Raw genomic sequence first — 18,402 nt, forward strand, 5'->3', positions numbered from 1 at the left:
CTTATAATACTTGATTTTCTGGGGGGGGGGGGGAAATAAATGTACAGGATGGATTTCATCCTAGTATAACTGTTTAGATTTTTGGACGGGGTAATTTTGTCTTATACACCATGAAAATCAAAGCTATCTGAGAGATAGTTGAAGGTTGGAAATATAGCGAATATTGTTTGCATCTTTAATCTGACGATAGAGCTCGGTTGCTTTCTTGGTTCAAGGTAACAGGAATGGCAAAAGACAAACCTCGCTTCTTATAGTTCGTATCAACATCTCAGCGTAGTGGTTGATTTTCGAAGAGTATTACTTCTACAAAAAGAAACAGTTAGGTTACTGGAAACCAAGCTTTCCTACTTTTCTTTAATCATTCTCCCCCCACCATATAGAAATTAAAGTTTGGTTTCTAAAAACAGTGAATGTTTGATATATTCACTGTTTTCTTTTTCCTAGTAGCATAAGTTGGTAGAAAATTTTGGTATAATAATAGAAAAGCACCAAAGGAGAATTTTTTTTGCAAGAGCATTCGATTGATATTCATTTAAAACATCCAGATGATTTGTTTAGCCTTTTTGGGTCCAATGAGCGCCACTTACGGCTGATGGAGCAAGAACTGGGCGTGGTCATCCATGCACGGACGGAAGTTGTGCAAGTCATCGGGCAGGAAGCACAAGTAGAACAGGCTCGCCTGGTTATTCAATCTCTCTTGGTCTTGGTCAATCGGGGCCTGGTCATCAATACGCCAGATGTGGTCACGGCTATTTCCATGGTCAAAAATGATGAGATTGAGAAATTCGTTGCCCTCTATGAAGAAGAGATTATCAAGGACAACTACGGAAAACCTATTCGCGTAAAGAACCTTGGTCAAAAACTCTATGTGGACAGCGTAAAGCGTCATGACATCGTGTTTGGAATTGGACCAGCTGGTACAGGGAAGACCTTCTTGGCGGTTACTCTTGCGGTAACAGCCCTCAAGCGTGGACAGGTCAAGCGGATTGTCCTGACACGTCCTGCGGTCGAGGCAGGCGAAAGTTTAGGCTTTTTGCCAGGAGACTTGAAAGAAAAAGTAGACCCCTATTTGCGTCCTGTCTATGATGCCCTCTACCAGATTTTGGGCAAGGAGCAGACCACGCGCCTGATGGAGCGGGAAATCATCGAGATTGCACCCCTGGCCTATATGCGTGGTCGGACCTTGGAAGACGCCTTTGTCATCTTGGATGAGGCGCAAAATACCACCATTATGCAGATGAAGATGTTCCTGACCCGTCTTGGCTTTAATTCCAAGATGATTGTCAATGGGGACATTAGCCAGATTGACCTGCCGCGCAAGGTCAAATCAGGTTTGATTGATGCGACAGAGAAGCTGAGTAGCATTCCACAGATTGATTTCGTGCATTTTTCGGCCAAGGATGTGGTTCGCCACCCAGTCGTTGCCCAGATTATCAATGCCTACGAGCAGGAGGCTCTGGCAGCTGATAGCCGAGCAAGTTTTGAGACGATTGGGGAGCTGAAGAAAGAGCAAGATGCGGAGGAGTAATTCTTTTCTGCTTCTTTGCCTGTCGAAATAGTTTGTAGAAAACAAGTGAGGGAGTGACGCGTGATAAAACAAGGTCTACTTAGATTGGTTTTACTTGGTTTTGTCTGTCTCTTAGCTGCCTGTGGTGGTCAGAAAATAGGAGATGACCAAACACAAGTTGAAAAAGCAGAACCGACTATTCAAACTAATTTTTATCAAGCTATAAATAGGGACTGGTTAAATGGTGGCTGGTTATCAAGTAGTACACCATTCTACAATGAGTTTACAAGATTGCAAATGGAAGTAGATGAGCAATTAAAATCGGATTTTGACAAAATGGTAGCTGGTCAGCTAGAGCCTCAGTCTGAGGATTTAGTAGAATTTATCAAGTTGTATCAGCAGGGTCTTGATTTTACCAAAAGGGAAGAAGATGGTGTCAGAGTAGCTAGAATGATACTGGATGAAATGATGGGAATTGCTTCGTTTTCTGAGCTGAAATCGCTAAGTCAAGATTGGATTCGTAACGACTATCCATTGCCCTATGGTCTTGATGTGATTGCGAATCCACGAAATACATCTGAAAGAATGTTGATCTTACTACCACCTCAGACGATTCTACCAGATAAGTCCTACTATGAAGACAGGACTGTTCGTGAGAAACTCATGGATTCATACCGTATATCTGCGAGACATATTTTGGAAAAATGTGGCTACTCAGACGAGGAGGCCATTGCTTTGGTTGAAGGAGCCATTACTTTTGACAATCAGCTCGTTGATACTCTACCAGCTAGTGAGAATGTGCATAGTGATTGGGGACCTGTGAACGCAGAAGAACTTAGAACATTCTCAGAGGTCAAAAACTACTCACCAACTTTATCAATTGGAGAACAATTAGTAGGATTGGTGGGCTTGGAACCGGAGGAAGTTTATGTTTCTAATCCAAGCTATTTTGAACAATTATCCCAATTTATCAAGGAAGAAAATTTTTCAGAATATCGGTCATGGGCTTTAGTTAGTCAAGCAATGAAGTTAGCCCCCTATTTGACTGGGGAAATCATGCAGACAGCAGGGAGATTTCATGCAGAAGTCCAAGGATTTTCAGCCTCCTATCCGAATGATTACATGACTTATCTGGATGTGACTGGAATTTTCAAGGAAAGTTTGGGTGTTTATTATGGTCGTAACTATGCCGATGAAACGGACTTACTTGCCATTCAGGAAATGGCTAAGGCAATCTCTAGGACCTATCAGGAAAGGATTATAGCCAATGATTGGCTCAGTCAAACCACCAAGCAAGCTGCAATAAAAAAATTAGAAAATATCACTTATCATATCGGCTATCCAAGGGAGTTGACCGACTGGACCAAGTCATTAAAGATTCGTGAAGACTTGTCTTATATTGAAAATATTTTGGCAATTACGATTCAAGCTAGAACAGGAGTTTTCGAGCGTTATAGTCAGCCAATAGATAGACAAACTTGGGCTAGCAATGTATCGGCAAGTGAAGTAACAGCAGCCTACGCTCCTAGTCAGAATGCTATTTATATTCCGGCGGCTATTTTACAAGCTCCTTATTATGACAAAAATCAATCTGTAGCCGAGAATTATGGCGGGATTGGCAAAATTATTGCTCATGAGTTTATTCATGCTTTTGATGCCACAGGAGCAAATTTTGATGAGACTGGTAGTCTAAAAGACTGGTGGACAGAGCAAGATAGACTAGCATTTGAAGAAAAAAATAAAGCCCTAGTAGACTTGTTTGATGGTCTAGAAGTCTATGGTGGTAGAGTAGATGGTCACCTAACCTTGTCTGAAAATCTTGCGGATTTGGGAGGAATACAGATTGCTTTGGCTACGCTCAAAAAAGAAGAACCGTCAGCTAACCTAAAAGAATTTTTTGAGAATTATGCCCGTAGCCGTCGAGAAATGGTTGCGGTTGATTATGGCCGTTATCAACTTCAGGTAGATACACATTCTCCAGAGGAGTTTCGGGTCAATATTCAGTTGCAGCAGATGGATGATTTTTATGAAGTCTACACTATTCAAAAGGGAGACCCCATGTATAGGGCACCCGAAGAGAGAATGGTTATTTGGTAAAGGAAAGGTAGCAATCTATGATGGGCTTACCTATTCCAAAATGAATGTTGATACTGCAGGATGATTTTATGATAATTTCCAATTTATCCAGGCGCTTTCAAGTGCGAAAGTTAACAGATGCCGACTTGGAGCAGGTATTGGCCCTCTACCAGACCAATCCCCTCTATTTTGAACATTTTCCGCCCCTACCTAGTCTGGAAAGTTTGGCCAATGACCTTGTCGATTGTCCACCAGGTAAGGATCTATCAGATAAGTATTTTCTAGGATTTTGGGACAAAGAGCGATTAGTTGCCATCTTAGACCTAATTGACGGTTATCCGACAGAAGATAGCTGCTATATCGGACTTTTTATGGTAGATGCTCATTTTTCTGGACAAGGTCTTGGTACAAGTATCATTGCGGAGCTTCTGCCCCAGTTAGCAACCCGCTTCAAAAAGGTGCGTCTTGGCTATGTAGAAAGCAATCCTCAGTCCAGTCATTTTTGGTCCAAGGTCGGATTTTGTCCAACAGGCGAGGTCAAAGAGTTGGCTGGAAAAATGATTGTCATAGCTGAATTTGCATTGGATGAATCATAATAAAAAACTGCCTGGTTCAATCAGAACTGGGCAGTACTTCTTTTACATTCTAAAAAATGGATTGAAATTTTTCTCGTGTCCAACGCTGGTATTTTGACCATGACCTGGATGGACAGTGTAGTGGTTTGGCAGGGTAAAAATGTGTTCTCTGATACCCGCAATCAAGTCGTCAAAATTGCTGGTAGGCAGGTCTGTACGCCCAATCGTTTCACGGAAAAGAGCATCACCTGTAATGACCGCTTCAGCTTCTGGGAAGATAAAGGATACACCGCCGATAGAGTGGCCAGGTGTTGGCACAACCTTGAAATGAAAACCGTCAAACTGATAGTCTTCTTGGTATTGGAAGATTTTTTCAGCTGGTCGGCAGACCACATTGTCCATATCATCGTGACGAGGCAGACCTGATAGATTCATCTCTGGCTTGTAGAGCCAGCTAGCCTCGCTTTCAGCCACATAGACAGGCGGGAAATTGTAGGTCTCACGCAGGATGTCCAAACTCATAATATGGTCATAGTGGGTATGGGTCAAGAGAATCGCTGAAATCGGTTTGCCAATTTTTTCAATCATAGCTTGGATTTTGGTCCAGTCACTTCCTGGGTCAACGACAAGCAGGTGGCTATCGTTTTCAATGTAGTAGGTATTTTGAAAGGCAACAGGGTTGACAGATTTGTGGATAAACATGGTATTTCTCCTCACAGAAACAGTTTTTATATTAGTAGTCTAACAAAAAAATCCAGTGAATTCATGGATTTTGTTTGAGGCTTTTTCAGTGGGAGCGAATGTGCTATAATGAACAGTATGAAAGACACAAGAACAAGCAATCGGTATGCCGTTGTGGATTTGGAAGCAACTGGTACAGGTGCCGATGCAAAAATCATTCAAATTGGGATTGTTCTGGTTGAAAACGGAGAAATCATTGACAGTTACGCAACAGACATCAATCCCTATGAACCACTTGATGACCATATTAAGAATCTGACAGGTATCACAGACAAGCAGTTGGAGCAAGCGCCTGACTTTGGTCAGGTCGCAAGTACCATTTACGACATGATTGGAGATGCTATTTTCGTCGCCCATAATGTCAAGTTTGATGCCAATCTCTTGGCGGAAGCTCTCTTTTTTGAAGGCTTTGAATTGCTGACTCCGCGCGTGGATACTGTGGAATTAGCACAGCTATTTTTCCCGACTTTTGAAAAATACAGCTTGGGAAATCTAGCAGAGCATTTAGACTTGGGCTTAGACCAGGCCCACACAGCTATTTCGGACGCCATGGCAACGGCTCGTCTCCTTATCAAAATCCAAGAGAAAATCAAGTCCCTGCCTCTGTCGCTTGTAGAAAACCTGCAAGAGCTAGCGGACAATCTACTCTTTGAATCCCGTCTAGTTATTGATGAGCTGGTGCCCTATCTATCTGAAACCTTGTCGACCAGTCTGGAAAGTATTCATGGATTGGTCTTGAAAAAGCCAGTAAAAGACCAGCCAGCCTACCATTTATCGGAAGATTTTGTGACAAATCTTGCCCTACTCGGTCTGCACGAACGCAAAAAACAAACAGCCTTCGCTCATGTGGTCGAAAAACGCTTGGCAGAAGCAGAAAAAGTGCATTTTATACAGGCACAGGCAGGCTTGGGCAAGACCTACGGTTATCTACTACCCCTGCTTGCCAAGTCGGACCAGCCCCTCTTGGTGACGGTACCGACCAAGCTCCTTCAAGAGCAAATTATGGACAAAGAGGGAAGCAAACTGCGAGAGATTTTCCATATTTCCATGGCTTCCCTCAAGTCGCCCAAGCATTTTATCAAATTGGATAAGTATTGGAAAACTCTGCAAAGACAGGATGACAATCGCCTAGTCAATCAATTCAAGATGCAGATCCTTGTCTGGCTGACAGAAACTCAAACAGGCGATTTGGACGAACTCAAGCAGAAACAACGCTATCAAGCCTATTTTGATGAGATTGCCCATGATGGCCATTTGGAGCCAGAAAGTCTTTTCTGGGGCTGGGATTTTTGGCAACGTTTGAACCAGCAAGCCTTATCCAGCAAGTTGCTCATCACCAACCATGCCTATTTCCTTAGTCATCTCAAGGACCAAGATCCACTGATGGACAATCGCTTGGTGGTCATCGACGAGGCCCAGAAATTTCTCTTGGCTGCTGAAAATCTCGCGACGGATTCTCAAGATTTGACTGCTCTCTTACAGGTATTGCAGATTAAAAAAGATAGGGCCGATAAACTCCTAGACCAACGCCTCTATGAATCCTGCCAGTTTGAGCTTAACCACCTCTTGACCCGTTTTCGCCAGCATGGGCAGCGGGAAGTTCAAAAGGTTGAGCTTCATCAACTTGCTCAGAACCTGGTGGAGCTTGGAGATATTGATTTGAGCGACTTGCATGAGCTCATAGACTATTACGACACCTTTTGGTTGGAGGAGAAGAATTTTGAGGACAAGCGGACTGCTTATTTGCGGGGCGCCAAGGACAGCCTCATGAATGTGACCAACTACCTGCCAGACACCAAGATTTTCTGCATCAGCGCTACCTTGACCATCAGTAAAAAAGTCAATCTAGCGGATTTGCTGGGCTTTGAGCAGGTCACCATGGACTTGCTTCCCACGCAAGCAGTGCCCAACCAGCAGCTACTCTTTCCGACCCTCCTCCCTGATATCCTCGCTTGGACCAAGGAGGAGCACGCTGCCTATTTGGCTACCACTTTAGGAGAAATAGCAGAGCTGGGACGACCGATTTTGGTCTTGTTCACATCGATTTCTCTGCTCTTGCAGGTGTCGGATTTCTTAGAAGACAGTAATATTTCCCACCTGGCCCAACACAAGCATGGACAGGAAATAACTCTCAAACGCAAATTTGAACGGGGTGAATGCCAGATTTTACTGGGCACAGGTGTCTTCTGGGAGGGAGTTGACTTTGCCAGTCATGACCAACTGATTCAGGTCATTACAAGACTGCCCTTCGACAATCCCAAGGACCGTTTTGTCCAGAAAATCAATCACCATCTACGTAAGGAAGGGAAGAATCCATTTTACGATTACAGCCTGCCTATGATGATGATTAAGTTGCGTCAAGCCATTGGTCGAACCAATCGGCACGACAACCAAGATTCTCTAGTTTTGGTATTAGATTCTCGCATCCATACCAAACGCTATGGACAGCAAGTCCTCTCCTTCTTTGAGAAAGATTATCAAGTATTGCAGCCTAGCGAAAGGGATATGGTAGCAATCGTACAGGAATTTTTTGAATAGATTAAAGGGAGGCGGCAAGTCCTCCTTTTAGTTTTGAGTATAAGCTTACTTATTTCTAGGAATTTTCCCTCATTCTCTGCTGAATAACATTGATTTTCTTTATACCTAAAATATGGTATAATTTTCCAAATATTAGTTTTTGTGAGAAGAGATTATGACAGAAAAAACAATCGTATTTAAGGTGGGCACCAGCTCTCTAACCCAAGAAAATGGCAGTCTGGACCGGATTAAGATTGCTCGGATTACCAATCAGTTGGCTCAGTTGCACCAGAAGGGCTACCAGATTGTGCTGGTGACTTCGGGGTCCATTGCTGCTGGTTTTCGGAGATTAGGATTTGACAAGCGGCCGACCAAGATTGCGGAGAAGCAGGCATCTGCGGCTGTTGGTCAGGGACTCTTGATTGAGGAATATACGCAGAATCTGATGAAAGACGGCATCGTATCGGCTCAGATTTTGCTGACCCAGGATGATTTTGCGGATGCCAGACGTTATCAGAATGCTTCTCAGGCCTTGCAGGTCTTGCTCAAGCAGCGGGCCATTCCCATTATCAACGAAAATGATACCATTGCCATTGAGGAAATTAAGGTGGGAGACAACGATACCCTGTCCGCCCAGGTGGCTTCTCTCTTGAAAGCAGACCTCTTGGTGCTTTTGACGGATGTGGACGGGCTTTACACGGCCAATCCCAACAGCGATCCGACTGCCCAGCATTTGCCTGAAATTAAGGAAATTACGGAAGATTTGTTTGCCATGGCAGCAGGAGCAGGCTCGTCCAACGGAACGGGTGGCATGACCACCAAATTGCAGGCGGCACAGATTGCGACCAAGTCAGGCGTGCCCGTCTTTATCTGCTCTTCAAAAGAGGACACTGCTCTCTTACAGGCAGTTACCCAAGCCAACCGTGGCACTCTCTTTTTAGCAGATGACCATGCCATGAACCAGCGCAAGCAGTGGATGGCCTTCTACGCTCGGACAGATGCAGCGGTTGAAGTGGATGCTGGTGCGGTTGAGGCCATGTTGCACCAAGGCCGCAGTTTGTTAGCTGCCGGTGTCAAAGCCCTTGAAGGCGACTTTGAAGTGGGGCAGGTCGTGGAAGTTTATAGTCAGGCAGACCACCGTTTGATTGGTAAAGGGCGGGTCAAACTGTCCTCCAAGGACTTGCAGGACCAGTTGGCACATGGCAGAGCGGAGGGCGTGCTTATTCACCGCAACGATTGGGTGAGCTTATAGTCGTTCAGTTTGTCTTGATTATGTTGACGAACGAGCAAACTGAAAGACTAAATAGGAGAAATATATGACAACAACACAAGCATTATTAGATAGTTTATTGGCCCACAAGGCTTCTATCAACCTTGCAACAACCGAACAGAAAAACCAGGCCTTGTCAGCTATGGCAGACCAGTTGGTTGCTCAAACGGAGGCAATTTTAGCTGGCAATGCCATCGACATGGAAAATGCCCAAGGAAAAATCAGCCAAGTCATGCAGGACCGTTTGCTTCTGACAGCTGAGCGGATTGAAGCCATGGCAGATGGCATTCGGTCCTTGATTGACTTACCAGATCCTGTTGGACTGGTATTGGAAGAATCCACTCGGGCAGACGGCTTGAACATTCGCAAGAAATCCATTCCCTTTGGCTTGGTGGGAATGATTTACGAAAGCCGTCCAAATGTGACTTCAGACGCCGCAGCCTTGGCAATCAAGAGCGGAAATGCAGTCATCTTGCGTGGAGGCAAGGAAGCCTTTCATTCGGCTCAGGCCATTGTTACAGCCCTCAAGGCTGGCTTGGAACAGGCTGGTCTTTCGCCAAAGGTCATTGAGTTAGTTCAAGACACCAGCCGGGCCTCTGCGACGGAGTTGATGACTGCCAAAGGCAAGATTGACCTCTTGGTGCCACGTGGCGGTGCAGGGCTTATTCAAGCCATTGTAGAACATGCGACTGTACCAGTTATCGAAACAGGCACAGGCATCTGCCATGTCTATGTGGACAAGGATGCGGATTTGGATAAGGCCCTTCAGATTGTGGTCAACGCCAAAACCAGTCGTCCCTCAGTCTGCAATGCAGCGGAAGTTTTGCTAGTTCACGAAGCCATTGCCAGCCAATTCCTACCTCGCTTGGAAGAAGTTCTTTTTGGTCAGGTGGAATTACGTGTAGACGGTCAGGCCCAGGCTATTCTCAACCAAGCCACACCAGCAGGCGACCAGGATTTTGACACAGAATTTTTGGACTATATCTTGGCCGTCAAAGTCGTTTCAAATGCAGAAGAGGCTATCAGCCACATTGCTCAACACTCGACAGGGCACAGCGAGGCCATCGTGACGGAAAATAGCCAGACGGCCGACCTCTTCACACTCCATGTGGACTCGGCAGCAGTCTATGTCAATGCCTCGACCCGCTTCACAGACGGAGGCGAGTTCGGTCTGGGCTGCGAGCTGGGCATTTCCACCCAGAAGATGCACGCCCGTGGTCCTATGGGTCTGCGTGAGATGACCACCTACAAGTACATCATCACAGGCGACGGCCACATTCGTTAGGAGGACAAGATGAAGATTGGATTTATCGGACTGGGCAACATGGGAGCGGCTCTGGCCCAAGCGGTCAGCCAGCAAGCAGATACCCAGCTCCTTCTCAGTAACCACAACCCAGCAAAAGCCCAGGCACTTCAAGAGAAGGTGGGCGGCCAGCTTTTTTCTAATGGGGAAATAGCAGAGCAGGCCGAGGTGATTTTCCTTGGGGTCAAACCTCACCTGATTCAGACAGTCTTGTCAGGCTTACAGGACCAGATTAGCCAGAATCCGTCGGCTATCTGGATTTCCATGGCAGCGGGAGTGACTATTGACAGCCTGGCAGAATATGTGTCGGCAGACAACCTCATTCGGATCATGCCCAATACACCGGTCGCTATCGGCCAAGGCATGACTACCTATAGCTTGGTCAATCCAGAGCTCGCTCCGCTATTGGAACAAATCCTTGAAAAATCAGGCAAGGTACAGCAGGTGCCAGAGAGTCTGATCGACGCAGCGACGGCTATCGCAGGCTGCGGACCGGCCTTTGTCTATCAGATGATTGAGGCTTTGACAGATGCCGGTGTGCAGAACGGGCTGACGGCTCAGGATGCCAAGGTTTTGGCGGCCCAAACTCTGGCAGGCACCGCCCAGATGGTCTTGAATAGTGACAAGCACCCAGCCCAGCTCCGACAGGAAGTGACCTCGCCAGGAGGCTCGACCATCGCAGGAGTTGTGGCTCTTGAAAAAGAAGGTTTCCGCTATGCCATTATCAAGGCAGTCGCCGCCGCCCTCAAAAAGACTAGAAAATTGGGTAAAAAATAGATTTGATATAGAAAATTTTTGGTTGCAACGTATTTTTCAGTCTTTTAGTTTACTTTTAGTACTAGGCAACGAGCTGTAGGCTGTACTGAAGTACGGCAAAGCGAGTTAACGACGTAATAAAAGAAAAACTAAATGACGATAAGACCGATGGAAACGGTTGGCGGTTACGATATACTATAGTCAATCCTAAATATTTTCATAATCTCCTTAAAAACTTGGCTATTTTGGTCAAGTTTTTTTGGTGAGAAAGTACAAAAAAACAGGACTTTTAATCCCGTTTTGTTTTTTCTTTGATCCATTGACTGACATTGGAAAAGGTTTTGCTTTGCTCTGCCTTGCGTTTTTGTTCCTGGACAAACTCTGCAAAACTCTGCTTGACGCCATCTTTTTGAACCTTGTCCTGCAAGTCTTGCCATTTCTTCTTAAGGTTGCTAGAAGTCCGTTCGTAGTAGGTTTCCAAAATCTCTTCTTTGGACTTGTAATTGCGGTAGAAGGCATTGCGTGACACACCAGCCTTTCTGACCAACTCGGATACCGAAATCTGTTTGATGTCCTTTTTTTCTAGGAGAAATAGCAGAGCTGTTTCGATGGATTCTTTGGTCAGTTGATTGGTTTCTTTATTGGATTGATAGAGATTTTTTAAAGAAGTTGGTGAAATCTTACGTTCTGCCATAGCTTTCCTTTCCTGACTGTTACATCTGAAAGAAAATGCTTTCAGAAGGACTAGTTTAATGATATAATTGTAAGGAAATAGTCTGCTATTGTCAAATAAAAAAGTAACACTAGAAATGAGTAGAACATGAAAAAATGGAAAATCGTTGCAGATTCAGGCTGTGATTATCGTCAATTAAATAACCTTGCCCCTGATACAGAATTTGTCAGTGTGCCCTTGACCATTCAGATTGGTGCAGACACCTTTGTTGACCAGGCTGACTTGGACATCGACAAGATGATGGAGGTGATGTATGCCTCTTCTGAAGCTGCTAGTTCTGCCTGTCCAAGCCCACAGGCCTATCAGACAGCATTTGAGGGAGCGGAAAATGTTGTTGTTATAACCTTGACAGGTGGTTTGTCAGGTAGTTTCAATGCTGCTCGTGTGGCGCGCGATATGTTTGTCGAGGAACATCCTGAAGTCAATATCCATCTCATTGATAGCCTTTCAGCTGGCGGAGAAATGGATTTGATTGTGGATGAAATCAATCGACTGATTGCGACTGGTTTGGAATTTGATGAGCTTGTACAAGCCATCACCGCCTACCAAGAAAATAGTAAATTGCTCTTTGTCCTTGCCAAGGTTGATAATTTGGTGAAAAATGGTCGTCTCAGCAAATTGCTTGGAACAGTCGTTGGCCTTCTCAATATCCGTATGGTTGGGGAAGCAAGTAGCGAAGGGAAGCTAGAATTGCTCCAGAAAGCGCGTGGTCATAAGAAATCTGTCACAGCTGCCTTTGATGAGATGAAGAAGGCTGGCTATAAGGGCGGTCGTATTGTCATGGCCCACCGTAACAATGCTAAGTTCTTCCAACAGTTTTCAGACCTGGTCAAGGCTGAATTTGCTAGTGCAATCATCGAAGAGGTACCGACATCAGGCCTTTGCTCTTTTTATGCAGAAGAAGGCGGTCTTTTGATGGGTTATGAAATAAATTCAAAATAAGAGTTCATTTTGAAAATGACTTAGGTACAAGAAAGGTCCTCAAGCTATAGGTTTGAGGACCTTTGTTTCGCAATACGGTATAGCTAGTAGGGGATCTATTTCAAATGTTGTCCTCACATTGTCATTTTCTCTAAGAATGTTTCCAATCTTGTCTTAAACTCACTAGTGTACTGGATTTGTAGAAAATCGTGGTCCTCTCCAGAAAAGAAGGCGGCTCCTTCAAGTTGTTTCTCTATAAATGGACTGACCTGCCCTTTTTTCAGCTGGAAGGTCACGCTTCCTTTGGAAATGCGATAGGGAATATTTAGTTTAGTTTCGTCCATGTTGGTCTGTATATCTAACCACTGGGCATGATGAATCTGATGGAGATTTTGGGTATTGCGGGCAAACATTCCATTGTCGATATAGAGGGAAAGAGCCTTTTGCATGATGAGGTTGGTATCGTAGTCAATCAAACTCTTATGTTTAATAAAAGCAGGCTTCAACTGTTGGGGCAGACTGATGGCACCAATCCGCAGGGCTGGAAAGAGTGTAGGGGTAAAGGATTTGATATAGATGACCAGATTATCGGTGTCTAGATAGTGGAGGGGCAGGCTTCTGCTAGAATCAAAATCTGCCAGATAATCATCTTCGATAATGTAGACCCCGTATTTCTTAGCTAGCTTCAGAATAGCAGTCTTACTTGCTGTATCATAGGTGCTTCCCAGCGGATTGTGCAGACGGGGAATGGTGTAGAAGAATTTAATTTTTCCAGTTTGAAAGATTTTTTCCAACTTGACCAGGTCAATGCCATCAAAATCTCGTTCAATTGTCTGATAGGGGATAGCTTGGTGTTGCATCAACTCAACCATCCTGGAATAAGTTGGATTTTCTAGCAATATTTCAGTTTTCTCAGGTCCGAAATCCATCTGGGTCAAGATATAGAGGGCCTGTTGACTACCAGCTGTAATAACCAGTTGGTCTTTTTTTGTGTAGACATGATAGTTCATAAAGAGATGTTGGACAGAGGAGAGTAACTCTGCCAGCCCTTCTTGCTGATGGTAGTAGTTAAACAGATAGTTCTCCCGCCCAATCAGACTTTCATGTAGGCACACACGAAAATCCTCGTAGGGTAGCTCCTGAAAATCCGCAGGGTCAAGTTCAACCATTTGGTTTTTAGAATCTTTGTCTTCCAATATATAGTAGCCGCTCTTTTCTACTGCGTAAATCTTGTTTTGGTATTTTAGTTCCAACATGGCCTTCTGAACAGTGTCCTTACTGCACTGGTAGTTCTGACTGAGTTGTCGAATAGAGGGTAGTTTTTCACCACGTTTAAACTGATTGTTTTCAATCCCCTCTAAGATATCCTGAATAATTCGCTGGTACTTATCCATTGTAACTGTCCCCTTACAGAAATGATTAAGACTAGTATAAGGTAATTTTTTTGGAAAAACAAGGACGAGCCAGATTGTTTACTTTGAGAAGTCAAGTAGTTATATGGTATAATGAGGGAATGAAAATCATTATTCCTAACGCCAAAGAACTAAATACCAATCTGGATAATCAAGCCTTTCAAACCCTGTCTGATACTAGCATATCGGTCCTAGAGGCTATTGGTCAATATAGCCTTGAAGAGCTGGCTAGTTTATATAAATTATCCGAGGACAAGGCTCAGTTAGAACTGGATCGATGGCAGAGGATTAGGCACGGTCAAGCCAAGTCTTACCCGGCCTGGCAACTATATGATGGCCTTATGTATCGTTACATGACTAGAAGGGACCTGACAGCAGAAGAGGAGAACTATCACAAGAAGCATGTACGGGTGGCAACAGCCTTATATGGTCTCATTTCTCCATTTGAACTAATTTCACCCCATCGTCTTGACTTTCAGGGAAATTTAAAGATTGGTAAACAATCTTTAAAACAATACTGGCGTTCCCATTATGATGCAGAGGTGGCTGATGAGGATGTCCTGCTCTCACTTGCTTCGTCAGAGTTTGAACAAGTCTTTTCACCAAAAGTGCAGGAAAAATTGGTCAAGGTTATTTTCAAGGAAGAGAAAAATGGTCAGCTAAAAGTCCATTCCACCATTTCCAAAAAAGGTCGTGGTCGGATGCTTTCATGGCTGGCTAAACATGCCATTCAAGATATTGAAGATATAAAAAGATTTGATGTCGATGGATTTCAATTTTATCCTATAGAGTCCGAGAACAATTTATTGGTTTTCTTGAGAAAATGCTAATTTTTTGCAATAAATATAGAATAATAGCGATTTCAAGAACAGATTCTACTATATGAAGAAAGCTTTTATGTGTTATAATGGAAGGGTTATAAGCATAAGGAAGGTCTATTATGAGAAACAGAAATAGTAAGAAAAAACTGCACGGATTTAATTGGTTTAACGGGGCCATATGGGTTTTGTATGTCAGTGTTCTCATTATCTTGTTATTGACTATCTATAGATACAATATATTGAATTTCCGATACCTGAATCATATTGTAGCAAGTGTCTTAATCGGTTTGGCCTTGGTGACAGCATGGTTCATTTGGCGAAAAAAACTCCATGTTTTTACGACCGTTTTTTTAATCATATCTGCTATTGTTACGGCTGCAGGTACTTATGGTTTACGTGAGATTGTTGATTTTTCTAGCAAATTGAATTCCAGTGCCTCATTTTCAGAATACGAAATGAGCATTCTGGTGCCAGCTAACAGCGATATTACAGATGTTAGTCAGGTATCTAGTTTACTGGCTCCATCAGAGTATGATCAAGAAAATATTGCCAGTCTCCTAAATGATGTATCTACTAGCAAGTCAGTTCAGCTGACAACCAGTCCAACAAGTTCCTATCTGACGGCTTATCAATCTATGATAAATGGTGAAAGCCAAGCCATGGTATTAAACGGAGTTTTCACCAATATTTTGGAGAGTGAAGACCCAGATTTTTCTTCCAAAGTGAAGAAAATCTACAATTTCAAAATGTCTAAACCAGTTGAAACAGCGGTAGAACAAGCTAGTGGTGATAGCTTCAACATCTACATTAGCGGTATAGATACTTATGGGCCGATTTCGTCGGTATCTCGTTCGGATGTTAATATTATCATGACCATCAATCGGGCAACACATAAGATACTCTTGACAACGACACCACGCGATTCCTATGTTGCAATTGCTGACGGAGGACAAAACCAGTATGATAAATTGACCCATGCGGGAATTTACGGGGTAAATGCTTCTGTCCACACCTTAGAAAATCTCTATGGCATTGATATTAGCAACTATATCCGCCTTAACTTCACCTCCTTCCTCCAACTGATAGACTTGGTTGGTGGGGTAGATGTCCAAAATGAACAAGAATTTACAAGTGGTGGACATCACTTTCCTCTAGGAACGGTTCATTTGGATGCCGAGCGCGCCTTAATTTTTGTTCGTGAACGCTATTCTTTAGCCAATGGAGATAACGATCGCGGTAAGAACCAGGAGAAGGTTATCGCTGCTTTGATCAAGAAACTTAGTTCGCCAGAGAATTTAGGTAACTATCAGGCTATTCTAAAAGGTTTGGAAGGTTCTATTCAGACAGACCTCAGCTTAGAAACAGTTATGGATTTGGTCAATAGACAATTGGAATCTGGGACACAGTTTACAGTTGAGTCTCAAGCCTTGACTGGTTCAGGACGTATGGATTTACCATCTTATGCTATGCCAGGTTCCCAACTCTATATGATGGAAATTAACCAAGATAGTTTGAACCAAGTAAAATCAGCTATTCAAACTGTTTTGGATGGGCAATAAAAAAACAATAGGAGAAGTTATGAATAATCAAGAAGTAAATGCAATTGAAATTGATGTGCTGTTTTTGTTAAAAACAATTTGGAGAAAGAAAATCCTCATCTTCCTAACCGCAATGATTGGGGCAGGAGCTGCCTTCGTCTATAGTGCATTTTTGGTTACCCCTCAATATGATTCTACAACACGAATCTATGTAGTTAGTAAAAATGTGGAGGCTGGTGTTGGATTAACCAACCAAGACCTCCAAGCAGGGACCTACCTGGTAAAAGACTATAAAGAAATTATTCTTTCACAAGATGTTTTAGCACTCGTGTCATCTGATCTGGATCTTTCAGAAAATTTGAAGGAAAAGGTAACTGTCTCTATCCCAGTTGATACTCGTATAGTGTCGATTACTGTTCGCGATGCTGATCCTAATAAGGCTACTCGTATTGCTAATAGTTTGAGAGCTGTTGCAGCGCAAAAGATTATAGATGTTACAAAGGTTAGTGATGTTACAACCTTAGAAGAAGCAGTGCCAGCAGAAGAGCCTTCTGTTCCCCGTACCAAGCGTAACATTGCGATTGGTCTAGTAGCAGGTGCCTTTCTTGCCATTGCCCTGGTCCTTGTCGTTGAAGTTTTAGATGATCGTGTGAAGAGACCTCAAGATATTGAAGAAGTATTAGGCATGCCACTCCTGGGTGTGGTACCAGATTCTAAGAAATTGAAATAGGAGAACAATATGGCAACTTTAGAAATTGCGCGTACGAAAAAAGAACTTGTTAAAAAAACAGAAGAATATTTCAATGCCATTCGAACCAATATTCAATTAAGCGGTTCAGACATCAAGGTAGTTGGTATTACTTCAGTACAATCCAATGAAGGAAAAAGTACGACAGCAGCTAGTTTGGCAATTGCCTATGCTCGCTCAGGCTATAAAACGGTTCTAGTTGATGCGGATATTCGCAACTCCGTAATGTCTGGTTTCTTCAAACCAACGACAAAAATTACAGGTTTGACAGACTATCTGGCCGGAACGACAGATTTATCACAGGGCTTGTGTGATACTGATATCCAAAATTTGACGGTTATTGAGTCTGGAAAAATTTCTCCAAACCCGACCGCCCTCTTGCAGAGTAAGCATTTTGAGAACTTGGTTGCGACCCTACGTCGCTATTACGACTACGTTATCGTTGATTGTCCACCTTTAGGAATGGTTATCGATGCGGCTATTATTGCGCAACGCTGTGATGCTATGGCGGTTGTCGTGGAATCTGGTAATATCAAGCGTTCAGCTGTCAAAAAGGTAAAAGAACAGTTGGAACAAACCGGGACATCATTCCTTGGTGTCATTTTGAACAAATATGATGTAACAACTGAAAAATATGGTGATTATGGTAATTACGGAAATTATGGTAATTACGGGAAGAAAGCCTAAAGGCAGTAAAGGGATATCATCAATAAGAGAGGGACTTGAGAGATGATTGATATTCATTCGCATGTAATCTTTGGTGTGGATGATGGTCCAAAGAGTATAGAGGAGAGCTTGGCCTTGATTGGTCATGCTCACCGACAAGGAGTGCGCTTTATCGTAGCAACCTCCCATAGACGCAAAGGCATGTTTGAAACACCTGAAAAAGTGATCATGGCTAATTTTCTTGAACTGAAAGAGGCTGTAAAGGCAGCTTATCCAGAGGTTCGGCTGTGTTATGGGGCTGAAATCTACTATAGCCGTGATGTTTTAGAAAAGTTAGAAAAGAAAAAACTACCAACGATGAATGGATCACGCTATGTCTTACTAGAATTTAGCATGAAAACTCCTTGGAAGGACATTCAAGAGGCCGTTCATGAGGTGATGTTATTAGGAGTAACGCCCTTACTCGCCCATATTGAACGCTACGATGCTTTGGCCTACAAGGCTGAGCGTGTAGAGGAACTGATCGACAAGGGATGTTACATGCAAGTTAATAGTAGCCATGTTTTAAAACCAGGACTAATTGGTGATAAGTCTAAAGAGTTTAAGAAACGTGTTCAGTACTTCTTAGAAAGAGACCTTGTTCACTGCGTTGCAAGTGATATGCATAATACCACAACACGTCCTCCATTTATGAAGGAGGCTTATCAGCTGGTTGCCGAAGAATATGGCCAAGATAAAGCAAAAGCCTTGTTTAAGAAAAATCCGCTAATGTTATTAAAAAATCAGACATTATGATAGAAGTATAAATAAAGGGGTGA

General features: G+C 43.4%; 16 protein-coding genes. 13 read left to right on the forward strand and 3 right to left on the reverse strand.

Going from position 1 to position 18,402, the window contains the following annotated elements:
* Positions 1-505 precede the first annotated feature (505 nt).
* The 3 genes from C1G57_RS01320 to C1G57_RS01330 all read left to right on the forward strand — a co-directional run bounded on the left by C1G57_RS01320 (position 506) and on the right by C1G57_RS01330 (position 4,179).
* Positions 506-1,528 (forward strand): PhoH family protein, encoded by a 1,023-nt coding sequence (locus C1G57_RS01320; protein WP_105113419.1) that lies wholly within the window; start codon positions 506-508, stop codon positions 1,526-1,528.
* Positions 1,529-1,588: 60 nt separating this feature from the next.
* Entirely contained in the window at positions 1,589-3,604 is a 2,016-nt protein-coding gene (locus tag C1G57_RS01325; protein WP_105113420.1) for a M13 family metallopeptidase, read from the forward strand.
* A gap of 101 nt (positions 3,605-3,705) precedes the next feature.
* On the forward strand, positions 3,706-4,179 hold the full coding sequence (locus tag C1G57_RS01330; RefSeq protein WP_238597124.1) for a GNAT family N-acetyltransferase: 474 nt from the start codon (positions 3,706-3,708) through the stop codon (positions 4,177-4,179).
* A 42-nt stretch (positions 4,180-4,221) separates the two neighbouring features.
* Here the strand turns inward: C1G57_RS01330 and C1G57_RS01335 are convergent, their stop codons facing one another.
* Positions 4,222-4,860 (reverse strand): MBL fold metallo-hydrolase, encoded by a 639-nt coding sequence (locus C1G57_RS01335; RefSeq protein ID WP_105113421.1) that lies wholly within the window; start codon positions 4,858-4,860, stop codon positions 4,222-4,224.
* Positions 4,861-4,968: 108 nt separating this feature from the next.
* Here C1G57_RS01335 and C1G57_RS01340 point away from each other — a divergent pair, with 108 nt between their 5' ends.
* The 4 genes from C1G57_RS01340 to proC all read left to right on the forward strand — a co-directional run bounded on the left by C1G57_RS01340 (position 4,969) and on the right by proC (position 10,766).
* Complete coding sequence (locus C1G57_RS01340) at positions 4,969-7,437, forward strand: bifunctional DnaQ family exonuclease/ATP-dependent helicase (protein ID WP_105113422.1); 2,469 nt, start codon at positions 4,969-4,971, stop codon at positions 7,435-7,437.
* A 154-nt stretch (positions 7,438-7,591) separates the two neighbouring features.
* Positions 7,592-8,668, forward strand: a complete 1,077-nt coding sequence (proB, locus tag C1G57_RS01345; RefSeq protein WP_105113423.1) for a glutamate 5-kinase — start codon at positions 7,592-7,594, stop codon at positions 8,666-8,668.
* 64 nt (positions 8,669-8,732) lie between these two features.
* A complete protein-coding gene (locus C1G57_RS01350) occupies positions 8,733-9,971 on the forward strand; it encodes a glutamate-5-semialdehyde dehydrogenase (protein WP_105113424.1) in 1,239 nt (412 codons plus the stop codon).
* Between the two features lie 9 nt (positions 9,972-9,980).
* Complete coding sequence (proC, locus tag C1G57_RS01355) at positions 9,981-10,766, forward strand: pyrroline-5-carboxylate reductase (RefSeq protein WP_105113425.1); 786 nt, start codon at positions 9,981-9,983, stop codon at positions 10,764-10,766.
* Between the two features lie 268 nt (positions 10,767-11,034).
* On the opposite strand, the gene C1G57_RS11630 is transcribed toward proC, so the two are convergent.
* Positions 11,035-11,439, reverse strand: coding sequence for a TetR/AcrR family transcriptional regulator (locus C1G57_RS11630; RefSeq protein ID WP_105113426.1), 405 nt, complete (start codon positions 11,437-11,439; stop codon positions 11,035-11,037).
* A 126-nt stretch (positions 11,440-11,565) separates the two neighbouring features.
* Between C1G57_RS11630 and C1G57_RS01365 the strand changes: the two genes are divergently transcribed.
* Positions 11,566-12,420: a DegV family protein gene (locus tag C1G57_RS01365; RefSeq protein ID WP_105113427.1), complete on the forward strand. Its 855-nt coding sequence runs from the start codon at positions 11,566-11,568 to the stop codon at positions 12,418-12,420.
* Positions 12,421-12,533: 113 nt separating this feature from the next.
* Here the strand turns inward: C1G57_RS01365 and C1G57_RS01370 are convergent, their stop codons facing one another.
* Positions 12,534-13,793: a PLP-dependent aminotransferase family protein gene (locus C1G57_RS01370; RefSeq protein ID WP_105113428.1), complete on the reverse strand. Its 1,260-nt coding sequence runs from the start codon at positions 13,791-13,793 to the stop codon at positions 12,534-12,536.
* A gap of 119 nt (positions 13,794-13,912) precedes the next feature.
* Here C1G57_RS01370 and yaaA point away from each other — a divergent pair, with 119 nt between their 5' ends.
* From yaaA to cps4B, 5 genes are all read left to right on the forward strand, one after another.
* Positions 13,913-14,641: a peroxide stress protein YaaA gene (gene yaaA / locus C1G57_RS01375; protein ID WP_105113429.1), complete on the forward strand. Its 729-nt coding sequence runs from the start codon at positions 13,913-13,915 to the stop codon at positions 14,639-14,641.
* Positions 14,642-14,751: 110 nt separating this feature from the next.
* On the forward strand, positions 14,752-16,191 hold the full coding sequence (locus C1G57_RS01380; RefSeq protein WP_105113430.1) for an LCP family protein: 1,440 nt from the start codon (positions 14,752-14,754) through the stop codon (positions 16,189-16,191).
* 19 nt (positions 16,192-16,210) lie between these two features.
* Positions 16,211-16,900 (forward strand): YveK family protein, encoded by a 690-nt coding sequence (locus C1G57_RS01385; protein ID WP_105113431.1) that lies wholly within the window; start codon positions 16,211-16,213, stop codon positions 16,898-16,900.
* 9 nt (positions 16,901-16,909) lie between these two features.
* Positions 16,910-17,605 carry a tyrosine-protein kinase gene (locus C1G57_RS01390; RefSeq protein WP_105113432.1) on the forward strand — a complete coding sequence of 232 codons (696 nt, stop codon included), beginning with the start codon at positions 16,910-16,912 and terminating at the stop codon, positions 17,603-17,605.
* A gap of 42 nt (positions 17,606-17,647) precedes the next feature.
* Positions 17,648-18,379, forward strand: a complete 732-nt coding sequence (cps4B, locus tag C1G57_RS01395) for a capsular polysaccharide biosynthesis protein Cps4B (RefSeq protein WP_105113433.1) — start codon at positions 17,648-17,650, stop codon at positions 18,377-18,379.
* Positions 18,380-18,402 lie beyond the last annotated feature (23 nt).

The sequence above is a fragment of the Streptococcus suis genome (assembly GCF_002960425.1).
Classification (GTDB): domain Bacteria; phylum Bacillota; class Bacilli; order Lactobacillales; family Streptococcaceae; genus Streptococcus; species Streptococcus suis_S.